General features: G+C 71.6%; 24 protein-coding genes. 6 read left to right on the plus strand and 18 right to left on the minus strand.

Features of this window, described 5'->3' with window-relative positions; translation table 11 throughout:
- Positions 1-177: 177 nt before the first annotated feature.
- The 3 genes from putA to ACRWK7_RS33970 form a co-directional block, all read right to left on the minus strand.
- The gene (gene putA / locus ACRWK7_RS33960) at positions 178-3,300 is read right to left on the minus strand and encodes a bifunctional proline dehydrogenase/L-glutamate gamma-semialdehyde dehydrogenase PutA (protein WP_431862081.1); all 3,123 of its coding nucleotides are present in this window, start codon (positions 3,298-3,300) and stop codon (positions 178-180) included.
- A gap of 255 nt (positions 3,301-3,555) precedes the next feature.
- A complete protein-coding gene (locus ACRWK7_RS33965) occupies positions 3,556-4,023 on the minus strand; it encodes an Lrp/AsnC ligand binding domain-containing protein (protein WP_431862083.1) in 468 nt (155 codons plus the stop codon).
- 65 nt (positions 4,024-4,088) lie between these two features.
- Positions 4,089-4,769, minus strand: coding sequence for a calcium-binding protein (locus ACRWK7_RS33970; protein ID WP_431862084.1), 681 nt, complete (start codon positions 4,767-4,769; stop codon positions 4,089-4,091).
- A 294-nt stretch (positions 4,770-5,063) separates the two neighbouring features.
- On the opposite strand from ACRWK7_RS33970, the gene ACRWK7_RS33975 reads away from it, so the two are divergent.
- A complete protein-coding gene (locus ACRWK7_RS33975; protein WP_431862086.1) occupies positions 5,064-6,506 on the plus strand; it encodes a sigma-54 interaction domain-containing protein in 1,443 nt (480 codons plus the stop codon).
- A 159-nt stretch (positions 6,507-6,665) separates the two neighbouring features.
- On the opposite strand, the gene ACRWK7_RS33980 is transcribed toward ACRWK7_RS33975, so the two are convergent.
- From ACRWK7_RS33980 to ACRWK7_RS34005, 6 genes are all read right to left on the minus strand, one after another.
- On the minus strand, positions 6,666-7,448 hold the full coding sequence (locus ACRWK7_RS33980; RefSeq protein ID WP_431862088.1) for a 3-hydroxybutyrate dehydrogenase: 783 nt from the start codon (positions 7,446-7,448) through the stop codon (positions 6,666-6,668).
- Between the two features lie 13 nt (positions 7,449-7,461).
- Positions 7,462-8,109: a 3-oxoacid CoA-transferase subunit B gene (locus ACRWK7_RS33985; RefSeq protein ID WP_109121786.1), complete on the minus strand. Its 648-nt coding sequence runs from the start codon at positions 8,107-8,109 to the stop codon at positions 7,462-7,464.
- Positions 8,102-8,764 carry a CoA transferase subunit A gene (locus ACRWK7_RS33990; RefSeq protein ID WP_431862090.1) on the minus strand — a complete coding sequence of 221 codons (663 nt, stop codon included), beginning with the start codon at positions 8,762-8,764 and terminating at the stop codon, positions 8,102-8,104. The genes ACRWK7_RS33985 and ACRWK7_RS33990 overlap by 8 nt, the downstream gene beginning before the upstream one ends.
- 1 nt (position 8,765) lies before the next feature.
- Positions 8,766-10,151 carry a GntP family permease gene (locus ACRWK7_RS33995; RefSeq protein ID WP_431862092.1) on the minus strand — a complete coding sequence of 462 codons (1,386 nt, stop codon included), beginning with the start codon at positions 10,149-10,151 and terminating at the stop codon, positions 8,766-8,768.
- A gap of 7 nt (positions 10,152-10,158) precedes the next feature.
- The gene (locus ACRWK7_RS34000) at positions 10,159-10,653 is read right to left on the minus strand and encodes an SRPBCC family protein (protein ID WP_431862094.1); all 495 of its coding nucleotides are present in this window, start codon (positions 10,651-10,653) and stop codon (positions 10,159-10,161) included.
- A 186-nt stretch (positions 10,654-10,839) separates the two neighbouring features.
- Complete coding sequence (locus ACRWK7_RS34005; protein WP_431862096.1) at positions 10,840-11,082, minus strand: hypothetical protein; 243 nt, start codon at positions 11,080-11,082, stop codon at positions 10,840-10,842.
- Between the two features lie 159 nt (positions 11,083-11,241).
- Between ACRWK7_RS34005 and ACRWK7_RS34010 the strand changes: the two genes are divergently transcribed.
- Positions 11,242-11,688 (plus strand): response regulator, encoded by a 447-nt coding sequence (locus ACRWK7_RS34010; protein WP_431862098.1) that lies wholly within the window; start codon positions 11,242-11,244, stop codon positions 11,686-11,688.
- 193 nt (positions 11,689-11,881) lie between these two features.
- Here ACRWK7_RS34010 and ppc read toward each other — a convergent pair whose 3' ends face one another.
- Entirely contained in the window at positions 11,882-14,680 is a 2,799-nt protein-coding gene (ppc, locus tag ACRWK7_RS34015; protein ID WP_431862100.1) for a phosphoenolpyruvate carboxylase, read from the minus strand.
- Positions 14,681-14,809: 129 nt separating this feature from the next.
- Between ppc and ACRWK7_RS34020 the strand changes: the two genes are divergently transcribed.
- The 3 genes from ACRWK7_RS34020 (at position 14,810) to ACRWK7_RS34030 (ending at position 17,416) form a co-directional block, all read left to right on the plus strand.
- Positions 14,810-15,637: a TSUP family transporter gene (locus ACRWK7_RS34020; protein ID WP_431862102.1), complete on the plus strand. Its 828-nt coding sequence runs from the start codon at positions 14,810-14,812 to the stop codon at positions 15,635-15,637.
- A complete protein-coding gene (modD, locus tag ACRWK7_RS34025) occupies positions 15,637-16,470 on the plus strand; it encodes a ModD protein (protein ID WP_431862104.1) in 834 nt (277 codons plus the stop codon). The genes ACRWK7_RS34020 and modD overlap by 1 nt, the downstream gene beginning before the upstream one ends.
- Positions 16,471-16,567: 97 nt before the next feature.
- Positions 16,568-17,416, plus strand: coding sequence for a hypothetical protein (locus tag ACRWK7_RS34030; protein ID WP_431862106.1), 849 nt, complete (start codon positions 16,568-16,570; stop codon positions 17,414-17,416).
- A 200-nt stretch (positions 17,417-17,616) separates the two neighbouring features.
- On the opposite strand, the gene ACRWK7_RS34035 is transcribed toward ACRWK7_RS34030, so the two are convergent.
- Positions 17,617-18,279, minus strand: coding sequence for a Fe2+-dependent dioxygenase (locus ACRWK7_RS34035; protein WP_431862108.1), 663 nt, complete (start codon positions 18,277-18,279; stop codon positions 17,617-17,619).
- Between the two features lie 89 nt (positions 18,280-18,368).
- Between ACRWK7_RS34035 and ACRWK7_RS34040 the strand changes: the two genes are divergently transcribed.
- The gene (locus ACRWK7_RS34040) at positions 18,369-19,628 is read left to right on the plus strand and encodes a cytochrome c peroxidase (RefSeq protein WP_431862110.1); all 1,260 of its coding nucleotides are present in this window, start codon (positions 18,369-18,371) and stop codon (positions 19,626-19,628) included.
- A gap of 57 nt (positions 19,629-19,685) precedes the next feature.
- Here the strand turns inward: ACRWK7_RS34040 and ACRWK7_RS34045 are convergent, their stop codons facing one another.
- From ACRWK7_RS34045 to ACRWK7_RS34075, 7 genes are read right to left on the minus strand one after another with little or no spacing between them, the layout of a single operon-like run.
- Positions 19,686-20,537: an energy transducer TonB gene (locus ACRWK7_RS34045; protein ID WP_431862112.1), complete on the minus strand. Its 852-nt coding sequence runs from the start codon at positions 20,535-20,537 to the stop codon at positions 19,686-19,688.
- Entirely contained in the window at positions 20,534-20,959 is a 426-nt protein-coding gene (gene exbD, locus ACRWK7_RS34050; RefSeq protein WP_431862114.1) for a TonB system transport protein ExbD, read from the minus strand. Before exbD ends, ACRWK7_RS34045 begins: the two co-directional genes overlap by 4 nt.
- Positions 20,960-20,963: 4 nt before the next feature.
- Positions 20,964-21,659: a tonB-system energizer ExbB gene (gene exbB / locus ACRWK7_RS34055; protein WP_431862116.1), complete on the minus strand. Its 696-nt coding sequence runs from the start codon at positions 21,657-21,659 to the stop codon at positions 20,964-20,966.
- Positions 21,660-21,674: 15 nt separating this feature from the next.
- Entirely contained in the window at positions 21,675-22,151 is a 477-nt protein-coding gene (locus ACRWK7_RS34060) for a hypothetical protein (protein ID WP_431862118.1), read from the minus strand.
- Positions 22,152-22,159: 8 nt separating this feature from the next.
- Entirely contained in the window at positions 22,160-22,573 is a 414-nt protein-coding gene (locus tag ACRWK7_RS34065; protein WP_431862120.1) for a hypothetical protein, read from the minus strand.
- A 4-nt stretch (positions 22,574-22,577) separates the two neighbouring features.
- A complete protein-coding gene (locus ACRWK7_RS34070) occupies positions 22,578-22,889 on the minus strand; it encodes a DUF2149 domain-containing protein (RefSeq protein WP_431862122.1) in 312 nt (103 codons plus the stop codon).
- On the minus strand, positions 22,886-23,437 hold the full coding sequence (locus tag ACRWK7_RS34075) for a MotA/TolQ/ExbB proton channel family protein (RefSeq protein ID WP_431862124.1): 552 nt from the start codon (positions 23,435-23,437) through the stop codon (positions 22,886-22,888). The genes ACRWK7_RS34070 and ACRWK7_RS34075 overlap by 4 nt, the downstream gene beginning before the upstream one ends.
- Positions 23,438-23,440: the final 3 nt, after the last annotated feature.

Genomic DNA, 23,440 nt, shown 5'->3' on the forward strand with positions numbered 1-23,440 from the left:
GCGCAAGATCATCGTCATCCTCAATGCCATGGTCCGCGACGGCAAGCCCTGGGAGCACGCCACCGGGTAACCTCAACAACATGGTTGCTCCCCCGCTTCGCGGTGGAGGGGGCCGAGCGGCGGAGTTCCCTCCACCGCGAAGCGGGGGAGGGCTAGGGAGGGGGCAACAAGATACCCCTACTCCTCCTCCCCCAGCGACACCAGCGAGGCGTTGCCGCCGGCCGCGGTGGTGTTCACCGTCAGCGTGCGCTCGGCCGCGAAGCGGTAGAGATAGTGCGGGCCGCCGGCCTTCGGGCCGGTGCCGGACAGGCCCTCGCCGCCGAACGGCTGAACCCCGACCACCGCGCCGATCATGTTGCGGTTGACGTAGGTGTTGCCCACCGCCATGCGCTCGGTGATGCGGCGCGCCGTGCGGTCGATGCGGGTGTGGATGCCCAGCGTCAGGCCGTAACCGGTCGCCTCGATGGCGTCCAGCACCGCGTCCAGCCGGTCGCCCTGCCAGCGGATCACGTGCAGGATGGGGCCGAACACCTCGCGCTCCAGCCGGTCGAGGCGGTCGATCTCGAAGGCGTGCGGGGCGACGAAGCTGCCGTGCGCGCAGTGCGGCGGCAGGGTGCCGGCGAACAGCGGCGTGCCCTCGCGGGTCATGCGCTCGGTGTGGCGCATCAGCATGGCCTGGGCGTCCGCGTCGATCACCGGGCCGACGTCGGTGGACAGCAGCCCCGGATCGCCCAGCCGCAGCTCCGCCGCCGCGCCCTGGAGCATGCGGATCACCTTCGGCGCGATGCCGTCCTGCACGAACAGCACGCGCAGGGCCGAGCAGCGCTGCCCGGCCGAGCGGAAGGCGCTGGTCACCACGTCGTCCACCACCTGCTCGGGCAGGGCCGAGTTGTCGACGATCATGGCGTTCTGGCCGCCGGTCTCGGCGATGAAGGGCACCATCGGGCCGCCGCGCTGCATCAGCGTCAGGCCGATGCGCTGCGCCGTCTCGGTCGATCCGGTGAAGGCGACGCCGGCCACCCGGCGGTCGGCGACGAGGCGCCCGCCCACCGCGGCACCGTCGCCCGGCAGCAGGTGCAGCACCTCGGCCGGCACCCCGGCGCGGTGGGCCAGCGCGGTGGCGTGCGCGGCGATCAGCGGAGTCTGCTCGGCCGGCTTGGCGACCACCGCGTTGCCGGCGACCAGCGCCGCCGCGACCTGCCCGAGGAAGATCGCCAGCGGGAAGTTCCACGGGCTGATGCAGACGAAGACGCCGCGGCCGGTGAGGCGCAGCTCGTTGCGCTCGCCGGTCGGGCCGGGCATGAGCTTCGGCTCGAAGTCGGCGCGGGCGCGGGCGGCGTAGTAGCAGCAGAAGTCCACCGCCTCGCGCACCTCGGCCAGCGCGTCGGGGATGGTCTTGCCGGCCTCGCGGACCAGCAGGGCGACCAGCTCGTTGCGCTCCGCCTCCAGAAGGTCACCGAGGCGGTCAAGGCAGGCGGCGCGCTCGGCCACCGGGCGGGCGGCCCAGGCGCGCTGCGCGGCCACGGCGACGGACAGCGCGCGGTCGGCGTCCTCGGCCGTGGCCTCCACCACGTGGCCGACGATGCGGCGGCGGTCGGCGGGATCGTGCAGAGCGGTCGGCAGGCGGTCGGCCGCGAGGCCGGCGACCAGCGGGGTGGCGGACCAGCGGCGCTCCGCCGTCACGTGGTCGAGCAGCGGCGTGGTCTGCGCGGCGTCGCTGAGGTCGATGCCGTCGCTGTTGCGGCGCTCGGCGCCGAACAGGGCCGCCGGCAGCGGGATGCCGGGGTGCGGCTTGGCCGGCAGCGACGCCACGCGCGCCACCGGGTCGGCGACGATGGCGGCGACCGGCACCTGCTCGTCCTGGATGCGGTTGACAAACGACGAGTTGGCGCCGTTCTCCAGCAGGCGGCGGACCAGATAAGCCAGCAGGTCCTCGTGGCTGCCCACCGGCGCGTAGATGCGCACGGGCGTGTCCGGTCCGACGACCTGGTGGTACAGCGGCTCGCCCATGCCGTGCAGGCGCTGGAACTCGTAGCCCTCGTTATCCCCGGCCATCTCGCGCACCGAGGCGACGGTGTGCGCGTTGTGGGTGGCGAAGGCCGGGTAGAAGGCGTCGCGCGCCGCCAGCAGCCGCCGGGCGCAGGCGAGGTACGAGACGTCCGTCGATGCCTTGCGGGTGAAGACGGGATAGCCGTCCAGCCCGCGCTCCTGCGCGCGCTTGATCTCGCTGTCCCAGTAGGCGCCCTTGACGAGGCGCACCATCAGCCGGCGCCCGACCGAGCGCGCGAGATCCTCCAGCCAGCCGACCAGCGGCAGCGCCCGCTTCTGGTACGCCTGCACGGCGAGGCCGAAGCCCTCCCAGCCGTTCAGAGCGGGGTCGCGGAACACCGCCTCGATGAGGTCGAGCGACAGGTCGAGGCGGTCGGCCTCTTCGGCGTCCACGGTCAGGTGGATACCCTGCGCCTTCGCCATCAGCGCCAGGTCCTTCACCCGCGGCAGCAGCTCGGCCATGACACGGTCGCGCTGGGCCAGTTCGTAGCGCGGGTGCAGGGCCGACAGCTTCACCGAGATGCCCGGCGAACGGAACACGTCGCGCCCGTTGCGGGCGCCGCCGATGGCGCCGATGGCCATGGCGTAGAGGTCGAAGTAGCGCTGCGCGTCGTCGGCGGTGCGCGCCGCCTCGCCCAGCATGTCGAAGGAGTGGGTGTAGCCGAGCTTCTCGTCGTCGCGGGCGCGGCCCAGCGCCTCGTCGATGGTGCGGCCGAGCACAAACTGGCGGCCGAGGATGCGCATGGCCTGCATCATCGCCTGCCGGATGATCGGCTCGCCGACCCGGCCGACGAGGCGGTCGAGCACGCGGGTCGGCTCGTCGCCGCCGTCGAGGTTCACCACCCGGCCGGTCAGCATCAGCGCCCAGGTCGAGGCGTTGACGAACAGGCTGTCCGCCTTGCCCAGGTGGCGGCGCCAGTCGGCGGCGCCGATCTTGTCGCGGATGAGCGCATCGGCGGTCTCGGCGTCGGGGATGCGCAGCAGCGCCTCGGCCAGGCACATCAGCGCCACGCCCTCCTGCGAGGACAGGCCGAACTCCTGCAGGAAGGCGTCCAGCACGCCGAACCGGATGCGCGACGCGCGCACGCCCTCGACCAGCCGGGCAGCCTCGGCCTGCACGCGGCGGCGCGCCTCCTCCGGCAGCGCCGCGGCGCGCGCCAGCGCGGTCACGACGGCGGTCTCGTCGGCGCGGTACAGCCGGTCGATGGCGGCGCGGTCGTGGAAGGCGGACGGCTGCGGCAGAGCGGACATGCGGCGGAATTCCCAGGGGTGGACGATATGTTCACCGTAACTGGAGAAACGCCGGATTTGTGATGGATGTGTCGCGCGTTTAACGAATTATCTGCGGCGCAAGCGCGGCTGCGGAAAATTCCCTCTCCCGCCCCGGGAGAGGGTGGTCGCGCAGCGGCCGGGTGAGGGTAAAATCAAGGATCCTTGAACGTACCCTCACCCTCCCGCGCTCCGCGCGGGCCCCTCCCTCTCCTGGGGCGGGAGAGGGGGTAGAGGTCACGGCAGCGGAATCGCCGTGACGTTCTTCACCTCCTCCATCACCGGGTAGGTGTGCGTCTCGCGCACGCCGCGGGTGATGGAGAGGAAGCGGCCGAGGAAGGCGCGGTACTCGCCCATGTCCTTCAGCCGCGCCTTGACCAGATAGTCGAAGCCGCCGGCCACCATGTGGCACTCCATGATCTCCGGCATGCCGGCGATGGCGCGGCGGAAGTCGTCGAAGGCGTCGGGCGTGGTCCGGTCCAGCACCACCTCGACGAACACCAGCAGGCCGGCGTCCAGCTTCGCCGGGTCGAGCAGCGCGGTGAACTGCTGGATGTAGCCCTCGGTGTGCAGGCGCTTGGTGCGCTCCAGGCAGGCGGCGGGGCTGAGGTGGACCCGCTTGGCGAGGTCCACGTTGGTGATGCGGCCGTCCTCCTGCAAGGCCCGCAGGATGTTGAGGTCGATGCTGTCCAGCGGGCGCGTCATGGAACCTGGGAGGCGGAGGGAAACGGCGGCGCCATTATCCCCTCCGCCCGCCCTCGCGGCAACGCCTAGCCGAACGCGTAGTCGCGGCCGGCGGTCAGCCCCGTGCTGTCCACCGTCAGCGCCGAGCCGTCGGTGAACGAGAAGGTCGTCGCCGAGCCCGACACCGAGACGCTGAGGTCGGCCGCCGTGTAGCCGATGAAGGTGATGCGGTCGATGCCGGCCTCGAAGTACGCGATGTCGTCGTGCCCGAAGCCGCCCGCGGCGTGGCGCATCAGGAAGGTGTCGGCGTTGCCGTCGCGGTAGCTGATCATGTGGTCGTCGCCCGCGCCCGGGTCGAAGCGGTCGATGCCGCCGTCGCGCAGCGTGTCGATCAGCGTGTCGTTGCCGTCGGCGCCGATCAGCGTGTCGTTGCCGGTGCCGCCGTTGATCGTGTCCTGCCCCGCCCCGCCGTCCAGCGAATCGTTGCCCACCCCGCCGTACAGGTGGTCGTTGCCCCAGCCGCCGTACATGCGGTCGTCGCCGGCGTCCCCGGCGTAGGGGTCGCCCAGCCAGTCGTCGCCGTTCCCGCCGTACAGCGTGTCGTTGCCGGCCCCGCCGATCAGGGAGTCGTTCCCGTCCTCGCCGTACAGGACGTCGGCGCCGCCCTGGCCCTGGATCCAGTCGTCGCCGGCGCGGCCGTAGATGGTGTCGGCCACCTCCGTCCCGGTCAGCCGGTTGTTGCTGCTGTTTCCCCAGAAATTCGGCATGCGACCCTCCAATAAGACACTGACGGGATGCTGCACGCGGACAAATCCCAAAATCGAATCAGCATTCGGGTTAAATCCGAGGGAGTCGATGGAGTCGGTAGCCTATGCCTCGACACAATTTCTTCGGCTCACACCAGAGATCGCTCGCCATGGCGACTCACCGATTACTTTCAAGAATCAAAGCAGTGACAAATTTGCGGCGACGTCGAGAGACCGCGGCAGGGTGACGCGGCGGAGTACCGGGGGGCGGCGGGGCCGGTCTATACTCGGGCCGAACCAGGGCGGCGGGGCGACGTGTTCGAGGACGGCTTCATCGGCAAGATCGAGATGCTGCGGCAGCGGGCCATGCCCTCGCTGTTCGAGGCCATGGAGCGGCAGTCCCAGGGAACCGTGGCGGTCGACCGCGACGCCCGCATCGTCTGGATGAACGAGAAGTACGCGCGCATGCTGGGCGTCCCCGACGCCGCGTCGGCGCTGGGCCACGACGTCGAGGACATCATCCCGAACAGCCTGCTGCGCCAGGTGGTCACCACCGGGCAGCCGATCCTGCTCGACGTCATGTACTTCGGCGCGCAGCGGCTGGTGGTGTCGCGCTTCCCGCTGACCGACGAGGACGGCGGCATCATCGGCGCGGTGGGGTTCGTGTTCTACGACAACCTGCAGCGCCTCAAGCCCCTGCTGAGCGAGCTGTCCCGCCTGGAGGCGGAGTTGGAGACGGCCCGGCGGCGGCTCAACGAGAACCGGCAGCCGCGCTACACGCTGCAAAGCTACGTCGGCGAGAGCCCGGCCTGCCTGGAGGTGAAGCGGCGCGCCCGGCTGGCGGCGCACCACGACGCGCCGATCCTGCTGCTGGGCGAGACCGGCACCGGCAAGGAGCTGATCGCCCAGGGCATCCACGGCCTGTCGGCGCGCGCCGGCAAGCCCTTCGTCGGCGTCAACGTCGCCGCCATCCCCGACACGCTGCTGGAGGCGGAGTTCTTCGGCGCGGTGCCCGGCGCCTACACCGGCGTCGACCGGCGCGGCCGCGAGGGGCGGTTCAAGAGCGCCGACGGCGGCACCCTGTTCCTCGATGAGATCGGCGACATGCCGCTGGCGTTGCAGGCCAAGCTGCTGCGCGCGCTGCAGGAGCAGGAGATCGAGCCGCTCGGCTCCGACCGGCCGGTCAAGGTGGACGTGCGGGTGATCGCCGCCACGCACGTGGACCTGGAGCAGCGCATCCGCGACGGCCGCTTCCGCTCCGACCTGTACTACCGGCTGAACGTGCTGACCATCCGCCTGCCGTCGCTGCGCGAAATGGGCCGCGGGCTGGAGGCCATCGCCGAATCCATCCTGCAGGAGATCGCGCTGCGCACCGGCATGCCGGGCCGGGCGCTGACCCCCGACGCGGCGGAGGTGCTGGCCCGTCACCCCTGGCCCGGCAACGTGCGCGAGCTGCGCAACGTGCTGGAGCGGGTGTGCATGCTGACCGACAACCTGCGGTTGACCGTGGACGATCTGGCCGAGGCGCTGCCGGCCATGCGGCTGGTGGAGGCGGGGGAGCCCGCCGCGCCGGTCCCGGCGGTTCCCGCGACGGCGGTGCGGCCCTACGAGGAGGCGTTCGCGGCGTTCGAGCGCGACCTGCTGCAACAGGCGCTGGAGGCGTCCGGGCAGCGCGCCAGCGAGGCGGCGAAGCGGCTGGGGATCTCGCGGGCGGCGTTCTACAAGAAGCTGGCGAAGGCGGGGTTGCGGGCAAAATAAAGCCCCTCTCCCTTGAGGGGAGAGGGGTTGGGGAGAGGGTGGCTTACGGCTCGGGAGAGCCGGAAGAGAATGGCTTCATCAGCGTCCTGCCGGGCGCCGTTCCCCCTCTCCCCAACCCCTCTCCCACAAGGGGAGAGGGGCTTATGGAAAGCGCGCGCCTTACCGCGCCAGCCAGCCGCCATCCATGTTGATCGCGGCGCCGCGCATGTTCGAGCCGGCGTCGGAGCACAGGAAGACCGCCAGCTCGCCCAGCTGCGCCGGGGTGACGAAGGTCTGCGACGGCTGCTTCTCGCTCAGCAGCTCGCGGCCGGCCTGCTCGTTGCTCCAGCCGTTCTTCTCGGCCAGGGCGTCGATCTGCTTCTGCACCAGCGGGGTCAGCACCCAGCCGGGGCAGATGGCGTTGCAGGTGACGTTGGTCTGCGCGGTCTCCAGCGCCACGGTCTTGGTCAGGCCGACGACGCCGTGCTTGGCCGCCACGTAGGCCGACTTGTTGACCGAGGCCACCAGCCCGTGCACCGAGGCGATGTTGACGATGCGGCCCCAGTTGCGCGCCTTCATGCCCGGCAGCGCGTAGCGCGTGCCGTAGAAGACCGCCGACAGGTTGATGGAGATGACCCGCTCCCAGGCCTCCTCGGGGAACTCCTCCACCGGGGCGACATGCTGGATGCCGGCGTTGTTGACCAGGATGTCGACCTTGCCGAACGCGGCTTCCGCGGCGGCGACCATGGCCTTGATCTCGGCCGGCTTCGACATGTCGGCGGCGTCGTAGCCGACGCGCACGCCGAACTCGCGGCCGAGGTCCTCGCACAGCCTGGCGATCTCGCCCTGGTCGCCGAAGCCGTTGAGCATGACGTCGGCGCCCTGCGCCGCCAGGCAGCGGGCGATGCCCAGGCCGATGCCGCTGGTGGAGCCGGTGACGATCGCCGATTTGTTCTTGAGCATTCCTGTTCCCCCCTTACAGCGGCATGACCGGCACGTCGGCCGGGACGATCAGTTCGGCGGCGGTGTTGGCCAGCACCTGCTCGACGGTGACGCCGGGCGCGGTCTCCCTGAGCAGGAGGCCCTTGTCGGTCGGCTCGATGACCGCGAGGTCGGTGACGATCAGGCTGACGCGGCGGACCGAGGTCAGCGGCAGCGTGCAGCGCTTGACGATCTTCGACTCGCCCTTGGCGGCGTGCTGCATGGCGACGATCACGCGCTTGGCGCCCGTCACGAGGTCCATGGCGCCGCCCATGCCCGGCACCATCTTGCCCGGCACCATCCAGTTGGCGAGCTTGCCCTCCTCATCCACCTGCAGGCCGCCCAGCACGGTCACCGCCAGATGGCCGCCGCGGATCAGGCCGAAGGACATGGCGCTGTCGAAGGACGCCGCACCGGGCAGCGCGCTGATCGGGTTGCCGCCGGCGTCCGACAGGTCCGGGTTTTCCGCCCCGGCGATCGGGCCGGACATGCCGAGGATGCCGTTCTCCGACTGGAAGAACACGTGGCGGTCGGACGGCACGTAGCGCGCCACCAGCGTCGGCAGGCCGATGCCGAGGTTGACGAGGTCGCCGTCGTTCAGCTCCAGCGCGACGCGCTTGGCGATCAGGGTTTTCTCATCCATTGCGCTTCTCCTGCGCGACGACGTAGTCGACCAGGACCGACGGGGTCACCACCGCGTCCGGCGGGATGACGCCCAGCGGCACGATGTCGTCGGCCTCGACGATGACGGTCTCGGCCGCCATCGCCATGATCGGGTTGAAGTTCCGCGCAGTCAGCGCGTAGGCGAGGTTGCCGTAGTAGTCGGCCTGCTTCGCCTTGATCAGCGCGAAGTCGGCCTTGACCGGCGTCTCCAGCAGGAAGGTGCGGCCGTCCACCTCGACGGTCCGCTTGCCCTCCTCCACCACGGTGCCGACGCCGGTCGGCGTCAGCACGCCGCCCAGGCCGAAGCCGGCGGCGCGGATGCGCTCGGCCAGCGTGCCCTGCGGGCACAGCTCGACCTGGATGTCGCCCTCGATCATCTGCTTCTGCGTCTCGGGGTTCAGGCCGATGTGGGTGGAGATCACCCGCGCGACCCGCTTCTCGACGATCAGCTTGCCGATGCCCTGGTGCGGGCGGGCGGTGTCGTTGGCGATGATCGTCAGGTCCCTCTTGCCCTGGCGGATCAGCTCGTCGATGACGCGGAGCGGGCTGCCGACGGCCATGAAGCCGCCGATCAGGAGCGAGGCGCCGTCGGGAATCTTCTCGACGGCCTCGGCCAACGGGATGATTTTCTTCATGTCAGACGATCCCGGTCAGGTAGTACAGGGCAATGACGACGAACACCGCCATCGTCTTGATGCAGGTGATGGCGAAGATGTCGCCGTAGGACTGGCGGTGGGTCAGGCCGGTGACCGCCAGCAGGGTGATGACCGCGCCGTTGTGCGGCAGCGTGTCCATGCCGCCCGACGCCATGGAGGCGACGCGGTGCAGCACTTCCATCGGGATGCCGGTGGCGTTGGCGGCGGCGACGAACTGGTCGGCCATGGCGGCCAGCGCGATCGACATGCCGCCCGAGGCCGAGCCGGTGATGCCGGCCAGCGCGGTGACCGAGATCGCCTCGTTGACCAGCGGGTTCGGGATGGCCTTCAGGCCGTCGGCGATGACCAGGAAGCCCGGCAGCGCCGCGATGACCGCGCCGAAGCCGTACTCCGACGCCGTGTTCATGGAGGCGAGCAGCGAGCCGCCGATGGCCGCCTTGGTGCCCTCGGCGAACTTCGCGGTCACCGGCTTCCAGGCGAAGGCCAGCACGGTCAGGATGCCGGCGAGCAGCGCGCCCTCCACCGCCCAGATGGCGGCGATGGACGAGACCTGGGTGGTCAGCGGCTTCGCCCCGGCGGTCAGCGCGACGTTGCTGGTGGCGCCGTAGAAGCTCGGGATCAGCAGCGTGAACACCTTGTTCAGCACGCCGACCATGACCAGCGGCAGGACGGCGATGGCGGCGTTCGGCAGGTTGGTGTCGGCGACCGGCTCCGGCTCGTTGGTGTGGCCCTCGCCGTAGCCCTCGTCACCGGCGGCGCGGCGGCGCCACTCCAGGTACAGCAGACCCATGGCGATGATGAACAGGCCGCCCAGCGTGCCCAGAATCGGAGCCGCCCAGGTGTCGGTCTTGAAGAAGGTGGTCGGGATGATGTTCTGGATCTGCGGCGTGCCGGGCAGCGAGTCCATGGTGGCGGTGAAGGCGCCCAGCGCGATGGTGCCGGGGATCAGCCGCTTGGGGATGCCGCCCTGGCGGAACATCTCGGCCGCGAACGGATAGACGGCGAACACCACCACGAACAGCGACACGCCGCCGTAGGTCAGCAGCGCGCAGACGAGCACGATGGACATCATCGCCCGCTCGCGCCCGACCAGCTTGATGACGGCCGAGACGATCGCCTTGGAGAAGCCGGACAGCTCGATCACCTTGCCGAACACGGCGCCCAGCAGGAAGACCGGGAAGTACAGCTTCACGAAGCCGACCATCTTGTCCATGAACAGGCCGGTGAAGATCGGCGGCACGGCGGACGGGTCGGTCAGCAGGACGGCGCCGAGCGCCGCGACCGGCGCGAAGAGGATGACGCTGTAGCCGCGGTAGGCCACGAACATCAGGAACGCGAGCGCTCCCAGACAGATGAGGAAGCTCATTGGACGATCAACTCCCGGTATGATGTGCATTGGGGCCGTGGGGAAGCCCGGCCCTGGCTGTCGTGTCATCCGCGCCGACAGGGTCGGCGAGGAGGGTGAAGAGGGTGTCGAAGCCGGCCTGGTAGAGGCGGCGGATGAAGGCTTCCGCCTCCTCCTCGCCGACGCCGGCCGGCTGGAAATTCGCGGTCCAGACCAGGGTGGCGCGGCCGTCCGCGTCGTGCGGCAGCACGCGGACCTGCGCCAGGCACCCGGCGACGGGATAGGGGCCGTCGATGATCGAGTAGGTGTAGGCGTCCTCGATCCGGCTGAGGTGGTCGAGGCGCTGGACGAGGTCCGCTCCGTCGCGCAGCCGCAGCCGGCGCAGGGCGCCCTTGGCGGTGCCGGCCACCTCGCACGCCACCGCGCCGGGGTACCAGTCCAGCCAGCGGCCGTCCCAGCGCACCAGCGGCCACAGCCGCGGTGCGGTGACGGGAAGCAACGCCTTCATGGTGACCCGCGCCATGACCCTTGGCCCTATGCCGTTCGTTCGAACGCCATCTGTTCAGCAAGGGCCGTGCCACCCGGCCACGGCGAGTGGATATGCGGGTTTGGCGGATTGTGCAGGTGCGAAGAAGTCTCGATTGGGAGACACAATGCGGGATCGAACGTCTCCACTCGGAGACGCTGTCTCGATTGGGAGACGCTGGACCTACATCGCCGTGAGGAAGATGCGGACGTTTTCCAGCAGGACGAACACGCCGACCACGCCGCAGCCGGCGACGGCGAGGTTGGTGGTCAGCACGCGGCCGAAGTCCGGGGCGTGCTGCTCGCGGGCGACCTGGATGCGGGTCAGCGGCAGCGCGATGGCGAACACCACCCAGGCCGCGAAGGCCACCACCTTGCCGGCCGCGGTCAGCAGCAGGAAGAGCCAGTAGGCCGCCGTGACCATCATGCGCGCTCCTCCGCCGGGGCTTCTCCCAAAGACGTGGTCCTTCCGCAGCCCCCCGGCAACCGGCATAGGGGCCGTCCTAACCGGAAGCGGCAACTGGACGGCTCCGGCCGCGAATGCGATATTCCCGCCCATGGACACACGCGACGGTGGAGGGAGCCCATGGGCGTGTCCGGGGTGTCTGATGTCCATGTCCTCGTGGTGGACGACGAGCCGCTGGCGGTCGCCGCGCTGCGCGACATGCTGGAGTGGCGCGGCCTGCGCGTCACCACGGCGGAGAACGGCGAGGCGGCGTTGCGCGCCTTCGCGGAATCGCCGGCCGACCTGCTGCTCACCGACCTGAAGATGCCCCGCATGGACGGCGCGACGCTGATCCGCCGCCTGCGCGAGACGCACCCCTGCCTGCCGGTGATCGTGATGACCGGCCAGCCGCCGGCCGGCGGCGCAGCGACGCTCGATGGCACGGCGCATGGCGCCACCCTGCTGCTGCTGAAGCCGATCAGCCCGCAGGCGCTGCTGAAGGACATCGAGGCGATGACGGAGGCCCGCGGCTGCCCCGGCGCGCCGGATCGCCCGGCCCTCGCGCCCGGCCAGCCGGGGCGGATCTAGGCCGTCACACGTCGCTGCACCGGTCCCCCACCCATCCCTCCCCCACTCTCGGCGGATCCGGAGGATCCGCCTGTCGCGTCAGCGCAAGCTTCGCTTGCGCGAGAGCTTCGCGGGGGAGGGGGCAGTACGGCGGAGTTCCTCCCCCCGTCGCAGATGGGGGAGGTCAGGAGGGGGGACCGGCGCGGAGGCCCCGTCACCCGCTGTTGCGCAGCCCCGCCGCCACGCCGTTGATGGACATCAGCACGCCGCGCTTCACGCGGTCGTCGGTGCTGCCGCCGCGGTGGCGGCGGATCAGCTCGATCTGCACGTGGTTCAGCGGGTCCATGTACGGGAAACGGTTGCGGATCGAGCGCACCAGCAGCGGGTTCTCCGCCAGGAAATCGCTCTGCCCCATGATCGCCAGCAGGTGCCGCTTGGTCAGCTGCCACTCGTCGCGGATGCAGCCGAAGATGCGCTCGCGCAGCTCGGCGTCGTCCACCAGCTCGGCGTAGCGGGACGCGATGGCGAGGTCGCTCTTGGCCAGCACCATGTCCATGTTGGACAGCAGCATGCGGAAGAACGGCCACGCCCGGTGCATGCGCTGCAGCAGCTCAAGCCCGTTCGGCTCCTCCTTCAGCCACGCCTCCACCGCGCTGCCGAAGCCGTACCAGCCCGGCAGCATCAGGCGGCACTGCGCCCACGAGAACACCCAGGGGATGGCGCGCAGGTCCTCGATGCGGTCGGACTTGGTGCGGGAGGCCGGGCGGCTGCCGATGTTCAGCGTCGAGATCTCGGAGATCGGCGTCGCCTGCCGGAAGTACTGGGTGAAGCCCGGCGTCTCGTAGACCAGCCCGCGGTAGGACTCGAAGGCCAGCTGCGACAGCCGCTCCATGGCGGCGTAGAAGCCCTCCGCCGGCTCGACGTTGTTCTCGACGTCGAGCAGCGTCGCCTCCAGCGTCGCGGCGGTCAGGACCTCCAGGTTGCGGCGGCCGACCTCGGGGTTGGAGTACTTGGACGCGATCACCTCGCCCTGCTCGGTGATGCGGATCTGGCCGGACACGGCGCCCACCGGCTGCGCCAGGATCGCCTGATAGCTGGGACCGCCGCCGCGGCCGACCGAACCGCCGCGGCCGTGGAACAGCCGCATGCGCACCTTGTGCCGGGCGAACAGCTTGGCCAGCTCGATCTCCGCCTTGTACAGCTCCCAGCCCGAGGTAAGGAAGCCGCCATCCTTGTTGGAGTCGGAATAGCCCAGCATCACCTCCTGCTCGTCGCCGCGCGAGCGGACCAGGGAGCGCCAGTTCGGCAGGGTGAACAGCCGCTCCATGGTGGCCGGGGCTTGCTGCAGGTCGCCGATGGTCTCGAACAGCGGCACGATGTTCATGGCCATGGCGGGCTCGGCCCCCGGAGTCAGCAGGCCGGTCTCCTTGAGCAGCAGCGCCACCTCCAGCAGATCCGACGCGCCGTCGGTCTTCGAGATGATGCAGGTCGGCAGCGCCGCGGGGCCGTAGGTGCGGCGGATCTCGCGGGCGGTGTCGAGGATCGCCAGCTCGCCGGCGGTCTCCTCCGAATAGCTGTGGAAGGGTGAACGCAGCGGCCGGGGATAGCCGATCTCCTTGGCCAGCAGCGCGATGCGCTCGTCCTCCGACAGCGCCTTGTAGTCGGTGCAGCGGCCGGCGACCGCCAGCAGCTCGGCCACGGTGCGCTCGTGCACGTCGGAGTTCTGGCGCAGGTCGATGGGCGCCAGATGGAAGCCGAACACCTGCACCGCCTTGATCAGCCGGCGCAGGCGGCCGTTCGCCAGCTTGGCGGCCCCCATCGCCTTGAGCGCCGAGGCCATCACCTCCAGGTCGGCCAGCAGCTCGGCCGAGGAGGCGTAGGGCTCCGCCTCGGCCACCGCGTGGCGCAGCGCCTCGTGCCGGTCGAGCTGGCGGGCGGTGGCGGCGGTGCGGGCGTAGACGCCGCTGAGCGCGCGGCGGAACGGCTCGTCCTCGCGGTGCGGCGACGTGTCGGGCGAGCGCGCCGCCAGCTCCGCCAGCCCCGGCGCGATGTCGTGCAGCAGCTTGGACAGCGGCAGCTCGCCGCCCAGCTCGTGGATCTCGGTCAGGTAGTGGTCGAAGGCGGCGGCCGACTGGCGGCGCACCGCCTCGCGCAGGATGGGGGCGGTGACGAACGGGTTGCCGTCGCGGTCGCCGCCGATCCACGAGCCGATGCGGAAGAACGCCGGCAGCTCCCATTCATGCTCCGGATAGCGGCGGCACAGCAGGTCCTCGAACCGGCAGTACAGCTTCGGCAGCTCGGTGAAGAAGGTGTCGGTGTAGTAGGAGATGCCGTTCTTCACCTCGTCGATCACCGCAAGGCGCTGCGGGCGCAGCATGCGGGTGCGCCACAGCGTCAGGATGGCGGCCTGCAGCGCCTCGTCGTTCTCCGCCGCCTCCTCCGGCGTCAGGCGCGAGCGGTCGCGGGCGTCGAGCAGAGCCGCCACCTTGTGCTCCAGGCCGAGGATGCTCTTGCGCTGCACCTCGGTCGGGTGGGCGGTCAGCACCGGGCTGACCAGGGCGTGGCGGACGAACTCGGCCAGCTTGCCGGTATCGACGCCGGCCTGCTCCAGTCGGTCGAGGGCGTGCGGCAGCGTGCCCTCGCGCGGCGGCGAGCCGGCCATGGCGTGCTCGCGGTTGCGGCGGATGTGGTGCTGGTCCTCGGCGATGTTGGCGAGGTGCAGGAAGTAGGAGAAGGCGCGCACCACCGACATCACGGTGTCGCGCGGCAGCCCGTTGAGGATCTCCGCCATCTCGCGCCCGGCCGAGGCGTCGTCGTCGCGGTTGAAGCGGACCGAGGCTTGGCGCACCCGCTCGATCACGCCGAAGACCTCGTCGCCCTCCTGCTCGCGCACGGTGTCGCCGAGCAGCCGGCCGAGCAGCCGGATGTCGTCGCGCAGCGGGCCGTCCTTGTCGGAATCGTCGACAGCCAGGGGAGCGGCGGACGGGGCGGAATTGAGCAGGGTCTGGGACATGGCGGTCGCTCTGGCGTGGGCAGGGTGTAATACGGAGAGTTATCCGTGTGCGGCAGAATGTCACGTGCTGCATTGCAGTGAGCAGCCATCTTTTTACGGTGTGGTGCGCCGCCGTGCTACGCTCGCCGCATGATCGACACCGCCGACGACGATGGAACCCGGACGCGCGGCCGGCTGGCGGCCTTCGGCGGCGGCGCCGTCATCGGCGCGCTGGGCGGGCTGATCGGGCTGGGCGGGGCGGAGTTCCGCCTGCCGCTGCTGATCGGCGCCTTCCGCTTCGCGGCGCTGGAGGCGGTCATCCTCAACAAGGCGATGAGCCTCGTCGTCGTCGCGGTCGCCCTGCCCTTCCGCATGGGCGCGGTGCCGCTGGACGCGGTGGCGGCGCGCTGGGACGTTGTCGCCAACCTGCTGGCCGGCAGCCTGCTCGGCGCGTGGTGGGGGGCCGGCTGGGCGACGCGGCTGCACAGCGGGACCCTGTACCGGGTGATCGCCGCGCTGCTGGTGCTGATCGCCGGGGCGCTGCTGTTCGGGCACGGCGGCGCCGGCGGCGCGGCGCTGCTGGACGGCTGGGCGCAGGCGGCGGCCGGCGTCGCCGCCGGGCTCGGCATCGGCGTCGCCGCCTCGCTGCTCGGCGTGGCGGGGGGCGAGCTGCTGATCCCCACCCTGGTCCTGCTGTTCGGCGCCGACATCAAGCTGGCCGGCAGCCTGTCGCTGGCGGTCAGCCTGCCGACCATGCTCGCCGGCTTCGCCCGTTACAGCCGCGACCGCAGCTTCGCCGTGATCGGCCGCAACCGCGGCTTCGTCCTGGTGATGGCGGCGGGGTCGGTGCTCGGCGCCTTCGTCGGCGGCCGGCTGCTGGGGATGGTTCCCGGCGCCGTGCTGTTGCCGGTGCTGGCGGCGATCCTGCTGCTCTCCGCCGCCAAGATCTGGCGCCACGCCCAACCACGGAGACCCTGATGCTGTCCGACGCCCGCCTCGACGAGCTGCTGCTCCAGGACGCCCCGCACGGCGACCTGACCACCGAGGCGCTGGGCATCGGCGGGATCCGGGGGCGCATCACCTTCGCGGCGCGCGCCGACATGGTGGTCTGCTGCGGCGAGGAGGCGGCGAGGATGCTGGAACGCTGCGGCGCCACCCCCGGCGCGGTGGCGGCGAGCGGCACGGCGCTGGCCGCGGGCGACGTCTTCCTGACCGCCGAGGGGCCGGCGGCGGCGCTGCACTGCGCCTGGAAGGTGGCGCAGACGCTGGTCGAGTACGCCTCGGGCATCGCCACGCGCACGCAGCGCATCGTCGCGGCGGCGCGCGCCGTCGCGCCGGACGTCGCCGTCGCCTGCACCCGCAAGAACTTCCCCGGCACCAAGGACGTCGCCGTGCGCGCCGTGCGGGCCGGCGGGGCGCGCATGCACCGCCTGGGGCTGTCGGAAACGCTGCTGGTGTTTCCCGAGCACCGCGCCTTCCTCGATCCCGCCGACGGCGACTGGCTGCGCGCCCTCAAGGCCCGCGAGCCGGAGCGCAAGGTGGTCGTCGAGGTCGCGGACGCCCACGACGCGCTGGACCTGCTGCGCGCCGGGGCCGACGTGCTGCAGCTGGAGAAGCTGGCGCCCGACGCGGTGGCCGCCGTGGTGGCGCTGACCCGCGACCGGATGCCGCCGCCCATCGTCGCCGCGGCCGGCGGCATCGACGAGGGCAACGCCGCCGCCTACGCCGCCACCGGCTGCGCGGTGCTAGTTACCTCCGCTCCCTTCTTCGCCCGGCCGAGCGACGTGAAGGTCACGCTGACCGCCGCCTGATTCCCTTCGCACACCTCCCTTTGCGCTTGCATTGCCGCCCTGTTCGCGGTAAGTGCGATTGAGAGTTATTCTCAATAAACAAAGGGAGAGGCGAGACATGCGGAAGACGACGACGAAGCTGTGGATCGGGATCGGCACCGTGGCGCTGCTGGGCGCCGGGGCGGCCCAGGCGGCGACTATGGGCGCGGCGGACCACGGAACGCACCACCCGGCGGCGCAGGCGCCCTACCAAATGGCGGCCACGCAGGGCGGCGAGGGTGGCGAAGGCGGTGAGGGCGGCGAGGCCGGCCACGAGCACGACGTCTTCTCCAAGGTCTCGGCCGACGAGGCGCTGGTCGGGCGGCTTCTGATGCTGAAGGGCCATCTGCAGGTGGGCTGGAGCCTGTACGAGGCCGGCCGGCCGGACGACGCGGCGCCGCACTTCCTGCACCCGGCCGAGGAGATCTACAAGGACATCAAGAAGCCGCTGTCCGGCAAGAAGATCCCGCAGTTCGAGAAGGAACTGGGCGCGCTCGCCACCCTGGTCAAGCAGAAGAAGCCGGCGGCCGAGGTCGCGCCGAAGCACGCGGCGGTGCTGGAAACCGTCAACAAGGCGATCGGCAAGGCCGGCAAGGACAACGCGCGCTTCGTGATGAACGTGGTCCCGGCGGTGCTCGACCAGGCGCAGGACGAGTACAAGGAGGCGCTGGAGGGCGGCCGCATCGCCAACGCGGTCGAGTACCAGGATGCCGGCGGCTTCGTGCTCGCCGCCCGCGACTACGCGAACGGCCACGCCAAGGCGCTCGGCGCCAAGGACGCGGCGGCGCAGGGCAAGCTGACCGAGTACCTGGGCGAACTGGCGAAGGCCTTCCCCGCCGCCGTGCCGCCGCAGGCCCCCGTCATGGAGCACGGCGCCTTCCAGGCCACCGTGTCCCGCATCGAACTGCTGAAGGGGTCGTTCCGCTGAACCGTCGGACCACCTGTAGAGCCCCTCTCCCCTTGCGGGAGAGGGGTTGGGGAGAGGGGAAAAAGCTCCTCTCATCCCGGGACCGGGTCACCACGAAGACACGAAGGCACGAAGGCGGCGGGCCCGCGCTCCCCACCTTCGTGCCTTCGTGTCTTCGTGGTGAAAGAGGTCTTCGGCGCTCCACGCCGCTTCTCTCCGCCCTACACCTCCGCCCAGCGGCGCAGGAGGTTCGCGAGGCTCTTGGAGATCAGGTCGAACTCGGCCGTCTTGCCCTGCGCCTGGAACAGCGCGCGCCGCGCGCGGTCGATGTCGAACAGGATCTCACGCTGGCCGGCGTCGCGGACGTAACTCTGCGCCCAGCCGACCACCACCAGCCGCTCGCCGCGGGTCACCGGGGCGACGCGGTGCAGCGCGCCGGACGGGTAGACGATGCCGGCGCCGGGCGGCAGCTTGTAGGCCTCCTCCCCGGCGCTGGTCTCGATCACCAGCTCGCCGCCGTCGTAGCTGTCGGGATCGTTGAGGAAGATGGTGAACGACACGTCGGTGCGCAGGCCGTGCATCACCGCGTCGTCCACGTGCGCGCCGTACTGCATGCCTTCCTTGTAGAGCGAGACGATCACCGGCGTCAGCGCCTTCGGCCGCACCGCCAGCTCGAACAGCTCGTGCCGGCGCACGGTGTCGGTCAGGTGCGCGCGCAGGTCCGCAATCGTCTTGTCGGCGCTGGAGAGCTGCAGGTTCTCCTTCACCAGCCGGGCGTGCCAGCCCGCCGTGCTGCGGCCGTCGACGAAGGGCGCGTCGGCCAGCGCCTCGCCCAACGCTTGTACCTCGCCCGGCGGCAGGAGATCGGCTATGCACAGGATCATGGGTCCTCCTCGATCGGGGGGCGAGCATTCCACGCCGCCGGCGCCGCCGCAACGCCGAAGCATCCACCGTTGACGTCCAGGTTCATCGCATGAAGCGCGCCCTGCTCCCCCTCGCCGCCCTGCTGCTGGCCAGCACCGCCATGGCCGCCGACCTCGCCGCGCTGCGGCGCCCGGCGACCGTGCCCTTCCCGGCGGAGACGCCCTATTCCGCAACGGTGATCCGCCTGGGCGAGCGGCTGTTCCACGAGCCGGCGCTGTCCGGCGCCGGCGACCGCTCCTGCGCCACCTGCCACGAGCCGGCCAAGGGCTTCCACGACGGCCGGCGCAGCGCCGACGGGCTGGACGGCAAGCCGCTCGACCGCCGCACGCCGTTCATCGCCGATCTCGCCTGGGGCGAGCGCTTCTTCTGGGACGGCCGCGCGGCGAGCCTGGAGGAGCAGGCGCTCGGCCCCGTGCAGAACCCGCGGGAGATGAACCAGACGCTCGACGGCATGGTCGCCGCGCTGTCGGCCAATCCCGCGTACAAGGCGCTGTTCGCCACCGCCTTCCCGGACGAGCCGCGCGTCACCCCGGGCACCGTCGCCCGCGCGCTCGCCGCGTACGAGCGCACGCTGGTGTCGGGCGTCGCGCCGTTCGACCGCTGGGCGGCCGGCGACGAGGGCGCGGTGCCGGAGACCGCCAAGCGCGGCTTCGCGCTGTTCAGCGGCAAGGCCGGCTGCGCCAACTGCCATTCCGGCTGGGCCTTCACCGACCACGCCTTCCACGACATCGGCCTGCCCGGCGACGGCCGAGGCCGCGGCGCCGTGCTGGGCGAGGCGAAGCTGAACCACGCCTTCAAGACACCGGCGCTGCGCGACGTCGGCCGGCACGCGCCCTACATGCACGACGGCTCGCTCGCCACACTGGAGGCGGTGCTGGACCACTACGCCGGCCGCTTCGTCGAGCGCCCCACCCTGTCGCCCGACCTGCCGCGGCTGACGCTGACCGCGGCGGAGAAGGCCGACCTGCTGGCCTTCCTGCGCAGCCTGGACACCGACGCGCCGCCGCCGGTCCTGGTGCCGGAGACCGCCACGGCGACCGTCGCGGCGCTGACCGCGCCGCCGGAGATCGGCCAGCGCGACAAGCGCTTCAGCCTGTCCGAGGTGCGGATCAAGGCCGGGCAGGCGCTGCGGGTGCACAACAACGACGTGCGCGACCACAATGTCCGCTACGAGCGCGACGGCCGCGAGTTCAACAGCGGCATCCAGGAACCGGGGCAGAGCGTGTCGGTGCCGTTCACCGAGGCCGGCACCTACCGCGTGTTCTGCGGCATCCATCCGAAGATGAAGCTGCGGGTTGACGTGGAGTGACAAATGCCCCTCTCCCTCGAGGGGAGAGGGGCTTCTTCCTGGTCGGGGCAAGCGCGCTCACCGCAGCGCGAACTCCACCGGCACCACCAGCTCGATGCGGTCGGACGCCATCTCCGGCGGCGGCGCGGGGAGCGGCGAGGCGCGGCGCACCATCTCCTCCGTCTCGCCGTCGAGGATCGCGTGCCCCGAGCCGCGCTCCAGCCGCGCCGACAGCACGGTGCCCTGGCGGTCGAGCACGACGCGGACCTGCGCCACCCCCTCCAGCCGCTGCAGTTGCGCCGAGCGCGGGTAGCGCTTGTAGCGCTCCAGGTGGCGCAGCAGCGCGCCGCGCCAGGACGCGACCACCGAGGCCGGTGGGCTGGCGGGCGTCGCCGCGGGGGCCGGGGCGGCCGGCGCGACGGGAGCGGCGGGCGCGGCCGGCACGGGCGGCGTCTCCACGCGGCGGAGCGGCGGTTCCTTGACCGGCGGCGGGCGGCGCTCCACCGGCTTCGGCTTGACCTTGGGCGGCGGCGGCAGCGGCACCTCGACCTCGGCGACCGGCGGCGGCTCGGTCAGCGGCAGCGGCTCCGGGATGGGAACCGGGACCGGCTCCGGCGGCAGCGGCTCGGGTTCCGGCAGGGGATCCGGCGGAGGCGGCTCGGGCGGCGGGGGCTCGACGACCGGCTGGGGCACCGGTTCGGGCACCGGCTCCGGCGCGGGCTCGGGAGCGGGCGGCGCCGGGGCCGGTTCGAGGTCGAGCATGATCGCCTCCGCCGCTTCCGGTGGGAGCGGCGGCGCGGCGTGCCACGTCGCCAGCCCGGCCGCCGCGGCGGCGTGCAGCGCCAGCACGGCGCACAGGCTGGCGGTCCAGCGCCCGCGGCCCGGCGGCTCCAGGTCGGGCTTTTCGAGGTCGGACAGCGCCAGGGTCACGGCGGCGTCCCGGCGTCCAGGCCGACCAGCGCCACCTTGAGGTAGCCGGCGGCGCGCAGCGCGTTCATCACGTCCATCAGCGCGCCGTAGTCGACGCTGCGGTCGGCGCGCAGGAACACCCGCTGGCCGCGGTCGCTGTTCGTGGTCTGGTCGAGCGTGGCGCCCAGCGCCGCCCGCTCCACCGGCGCCTCGCCGAGCACCAGCGACTGGTCGGCCTTCACCGTCAGGAACAGCGGCTTGTCCGGCCGCGGCTGCGGCGTGGCGGTGGAGGCCGGCAGGTCGACCGGCGTGTCCACCGTCGCCAGCGGGGCCGCCACCATGAAGATGATGAGCAGCACCAGCATCACGTCGATGAACGGCGTGACGTTGATCTCGTGGGTCTCGGCGAGGTCGCCGTCGCCGTGGTCGAGGCGCACGCCCATGCCGCTACTCCGCCGCCTTGAGGTGGCGCAGCGCGCCGCGGTCGAGGTCGCGGCTGACCAGCCGCAGCACCGCCGCAGCCGTGTCGCCGAGCTGCCCGCGGTAGCCGGTGATCGACCGCGCGAAGACGTTGTAGACGACCACCGCCGGGATCGCCGCCACCAGGCCGAAGGCGGTGGCGAGCAGCGCCTCGGCGATGCCCGGCGCCACCACGGCGAGGTTGGTGGTCTGCGTCTTCGCGATGCCGACGAAGGCGTTCATGATGCCCCACACCGTGCCGAACAGCCCGACGAACGGCGCCGTCGAGCCGATGGTGGCCAGCACGCCGGTGCCGCGCGTCATGCGCCGCCCGGCCTCCGCCTCGATGCGCTCCAGGCGCGAGGCGACGCGCTCCTTCAGGCCATCGCCGTGGGCGCCGGCCGACAGGTGCGCCTCGGCCACCGCGGCGCGCACGAAGGCGGCGGCCGGGCCGCCGGCGAAGCCGACGCGCTCGGCCGCGTCGGCGAGGCCGCGCGCCTCCTCCAGCAGCGCCAGCGCGGCGCGCGCCCGGCGCTTGGCCGCGCGCAGCTCCAGCCCCTTCGCCAGCCACACGGTCCAGGTGGCGACGGAGCACAGCGCCAGCCCGACCATCACCGACTGGACGATGAGGTCTGCGGCCAGGAACATGCCCCAGGGCGACAGGTCGGAATGCGGTTCGATCACGGAAATCATCCTCGGTTACTGCAACGTCATGGTGGAAGGCGCCCAGTGCGCCAGCCCGGTCCCGGGCATCGAACGGACCCGCCCGCCCGTCAGGCGGACGCCGCAGGCCAGCAGCGCCATCGCCAGCGCGTGCAGCCCGGGGCCGAGCAGCCGCGCCCCGCTGGGCGGCAGCAGCAGGCGGGTCAGGAACAGCGCCGCCCCGTCCTCGCCGCGCTGGTGCTGCGCCAGGACGTCGAGCAGCAGCCGCTCCTCGTCGCCCAGGCAGCGGCACCAGGGGTGGTGGAAGACGTTCACGCCGGCGGCGTGCAGCAGCGCCATGGTGGAATCGAGCGTCGGCACCACGGCCTCGGCGCCCAGGTCGGCGAAGGTGCGCGTCAGCGCGCTGGTCACCGGCACCTCGGCCTTCACGCCCGCCATCCAGGCGCGCATGCCCCAGAGCACCAGCCGCTCGTTGCCGTTCAGCGCGGCCGACGCGGCCGTGCGTTCGATCACGAATTCCCTCATGCGGCCCCCGCCAGATCGAGTCCCGCGGAACCGAGGGCGCGCGCGTAGTCGGCGCAGTGGCGCTGCACGGTGCCGCACACGTCGGGACGGAACATCGGCCGCAGCATCAGCCGCCCGTCCACCTGCCCGCCGGCCTGCGCCACGGCCAGCGCGCGCAGCAGCAGCGCCTCGTCGTCCGACAGCGAGGGCTGGTTCACCGGCGCCAGCCTGACCGGACGGGACGGCAGGTCGTCGACGCAGCGCATCAGCCGGTCGAGCGCCAGCCGCGCCTCCGGCACGCCGGCGACCGCGAAGGCGGCGGCGCACCGGCCGCACGCGGTCTCGTCGCCCATCCGCTCGGCCAGCCAGAGGCGCAGGCTCCACACCGCGAAGCGCTGCGCGAAGGTCAGGTCGTCCCACCGCATGCCCATGGCGTCACTCCGGCACGTAGAGCATGGAGCCGTCCTTCAAGCGGTAGGCGACGCCGGCCTTGGTGCCCTCGCCCTGGCCGACACTGCCGCTGGACTTGTAGCGTTCGAGCTTCTCGCCATCCTTCACGACGATCTCCATGTCCGGCTGGCCGGGGTTCTTGATCATGGTGACCTTGTCGGCGCTGAACGGATTCATCGGGTTGTTCGCCGCCGCCAGCAGCAGCGCCGCGATGATCACCAGGAACACGTCGATCAGGTTGACGACGGAGAGGATCGGGTCGTCCGCCTCCGCCTCCTCCAGCAGCTTCTGGCTCACGTCGCATCCCCCTGGGCCAGGGCGTAGACGGCCTCGGGCGCGTCGTTGGCGGTCTGGATGTCGGGGCGGCCGGTGCGGCGGTGCTCGATCTCCAGCAGTTCCTCGGCGTACCAGCGGCGGCGGACGTTGACGATCAGGTAGGTGATGGAGGCCGCCAGCAGCGCCAGGATCACCGCCGAGAAGGCGACGGTCAGGTTGGCGCTGACCGCCGCCAGCTGCCCGTCGGCCAGCGACTTCAGCGCCGGACCCATCGGGATCATGGTGGCGACGAGGCCCAGCATCGGCGCCACGCGGGTGGCGATGCGCGGCGCCTCCAGCCGCTTGAAGGCGAGGGTCTCCAGCTCGGTGGCGGTCAGGCGGTGGTCGTCGCACCAGGTCGCCAGCAGGTCGAAGCCGGCCCCCTCCCCCGCCCAGCGCTGCCGCGCCTGCCAGAGGAACGCGCCCAGCGCGTAGAAGGCGTAGAGGAACAGCACGACCACCGCCAGCAGCACCGGCAGCATGAACAGCTGGCTGGCCTGGTACAGGATGGTCTCGATGGAGGCTTGCATGGG

It is taken from the genome of Azospirillum sp. (genome assembly GCF_050789165.1).

What these genes read in the sequence shown, in the direction of transcription:
- exbD (WP_431862114.1), bottom strand. Translation starts at nt 20,959, where the DNA reads ATGGGCGTGCGCCTCGACCACGGCGACGGCGACCTCGCCGAGACCCAC.
- ACRWK7_RS34065 (WP_431862120.1), bottom strand. Translation starts at nt 22,573, where the DNA reads ATGGGCATGCGGTGGGACGACCTGACCTTCGCGCAGCGCTTCGCGGTG.
- ACRWK7_RS34000 (WP_431862094.1), bottom strand. Translation starts at nt 10,653, where the DNA reads ATGGCGCGGGTCACCATGAAGGCGTTGCTTCCCGTCACCGCACCGCGG.
- ACRWK7_RS34040 (WP_431862110.1), top strand. Translation starts at nt 18,369, where the DNA reads ATGAAGCGCGCCCTGCTCCCCCTCGCCGCCCTGCTGCTGGCCAGCACC.
- ACRWK7_RS33995 (WP_431862092.1), bottom strand. Translation starts at nt 10,151, where the DNA reads ATGAGCTTCCTCATCTGTCTGGGAGCGCTCGCGTTCCTGATGTTCGTG.
- ACRWK7_RS34030 (WP_431862106.1), top strand. Translation starts at nt 16,568, where the DNA reads ATGCGGAAGACGACGACGAAGCTGTGGATCGGGATCGGCACCGTGGCG.
- ACRWK7_RS34005 (WP_431862096.1), bottom strand. Translation starts at nt 11,082, where the DNA reads ATGATGGTCACGGCGGCCTACTGGCTCTTCCTGCTGCTGACCGCGGCC.
- putA (WP_431862081.1), bottom strand. Translation starts at nt 3,300, where the DNA reads ATGTCCGCTCTGCCGCAGCCGTCCGCCTTCCACGACCGCGCCGCCATC.
- ACRWK7_RS34010 (WP_431862098.1), top strand. Translation starts at nt 11,242, where the DNA reads ATGGGCGTGTCCGGGGTGTCTGATGTCCATGTCCTCGTGGTGGACGAC.
- modD (WP_431862104.1), top strand. Translation starts at nt 15,637, where the DNA reads ATGCTGTCCGACGCCCGCCTCGACGAGCTGCTGCTCCAGGACGCCCCG.
- ACRWK7_RS33965 (WP_431862083.1), bottom strand. Translation starts at nt 4,023, where the DNA reads ATGACGCGCCCGCTGGACAGCATCGACCTCAACATCCTGCGGGCCTTG.
- ACRWK7_RS34035 (WP_431862108.1), bottom strand. Translation starts at nt 18,279, where the DNA reads ATGATCCTGTGCATAGCCGATCTCCTGCCGCCGGGCGAGGTACAAGCG.
- ACRWK7_RS33970 (WP_431862084.1), bottom strand. Translation starts at nt 4,769, where the DNA reads ATGCCGAATTTCTGGGGAAACAGCAGCAACAACCGGCTGACCGGGACG.
- ACRWK7_RS33980 (WP_431862088.1), bottom strand. Translation starts at nt 7,448, where the DNA reads ATGCTCAAGAACAAATCGGCGATCGTCACCGGCTCCACCAGCGGCATC.
- ppc (WP_431862100.1), bottom strand. Translation starts at nt 14,680, where the DNA reads ATGTCCCAGACCCTGCTCAATTCCGCCCCGTCCGCCGCTCCCCTGGCT.
- ACRWK7_RS34075 (WP_431862124.1), bottom strand. Translation starts at nt 23,437, where the DNA reads ATGCAAGCCTCCATCGAGACCATCCTGTACCAGGCCAGCCAGCTGTTC.
- ACRWK7_RS33990 (WP_431862090.1), bottom strand. Translation starts at nt 8,764, where the DNA reads ATGAAGAAAATCATCCCGTTGGCCGAGGCCGTCGAGAAGATTCCCGAC.
- ACRWK7_RS34020 (WP_431862102.1), top strand. Translation starts at nt 14,810, where the DNA reads ATGATCGACACCGCCGACGACGATGGAACCCGGACGCGCGGCCGGCTG.
- ACRWK7_RS33985 (WP_109121786.1), bottom strand. Translation starts at nt 8,109, where the DNA reads ATGGATGAGAAAACCCTGATCGCCAAGCGCGTCGCGCTGGAGCTGAAC.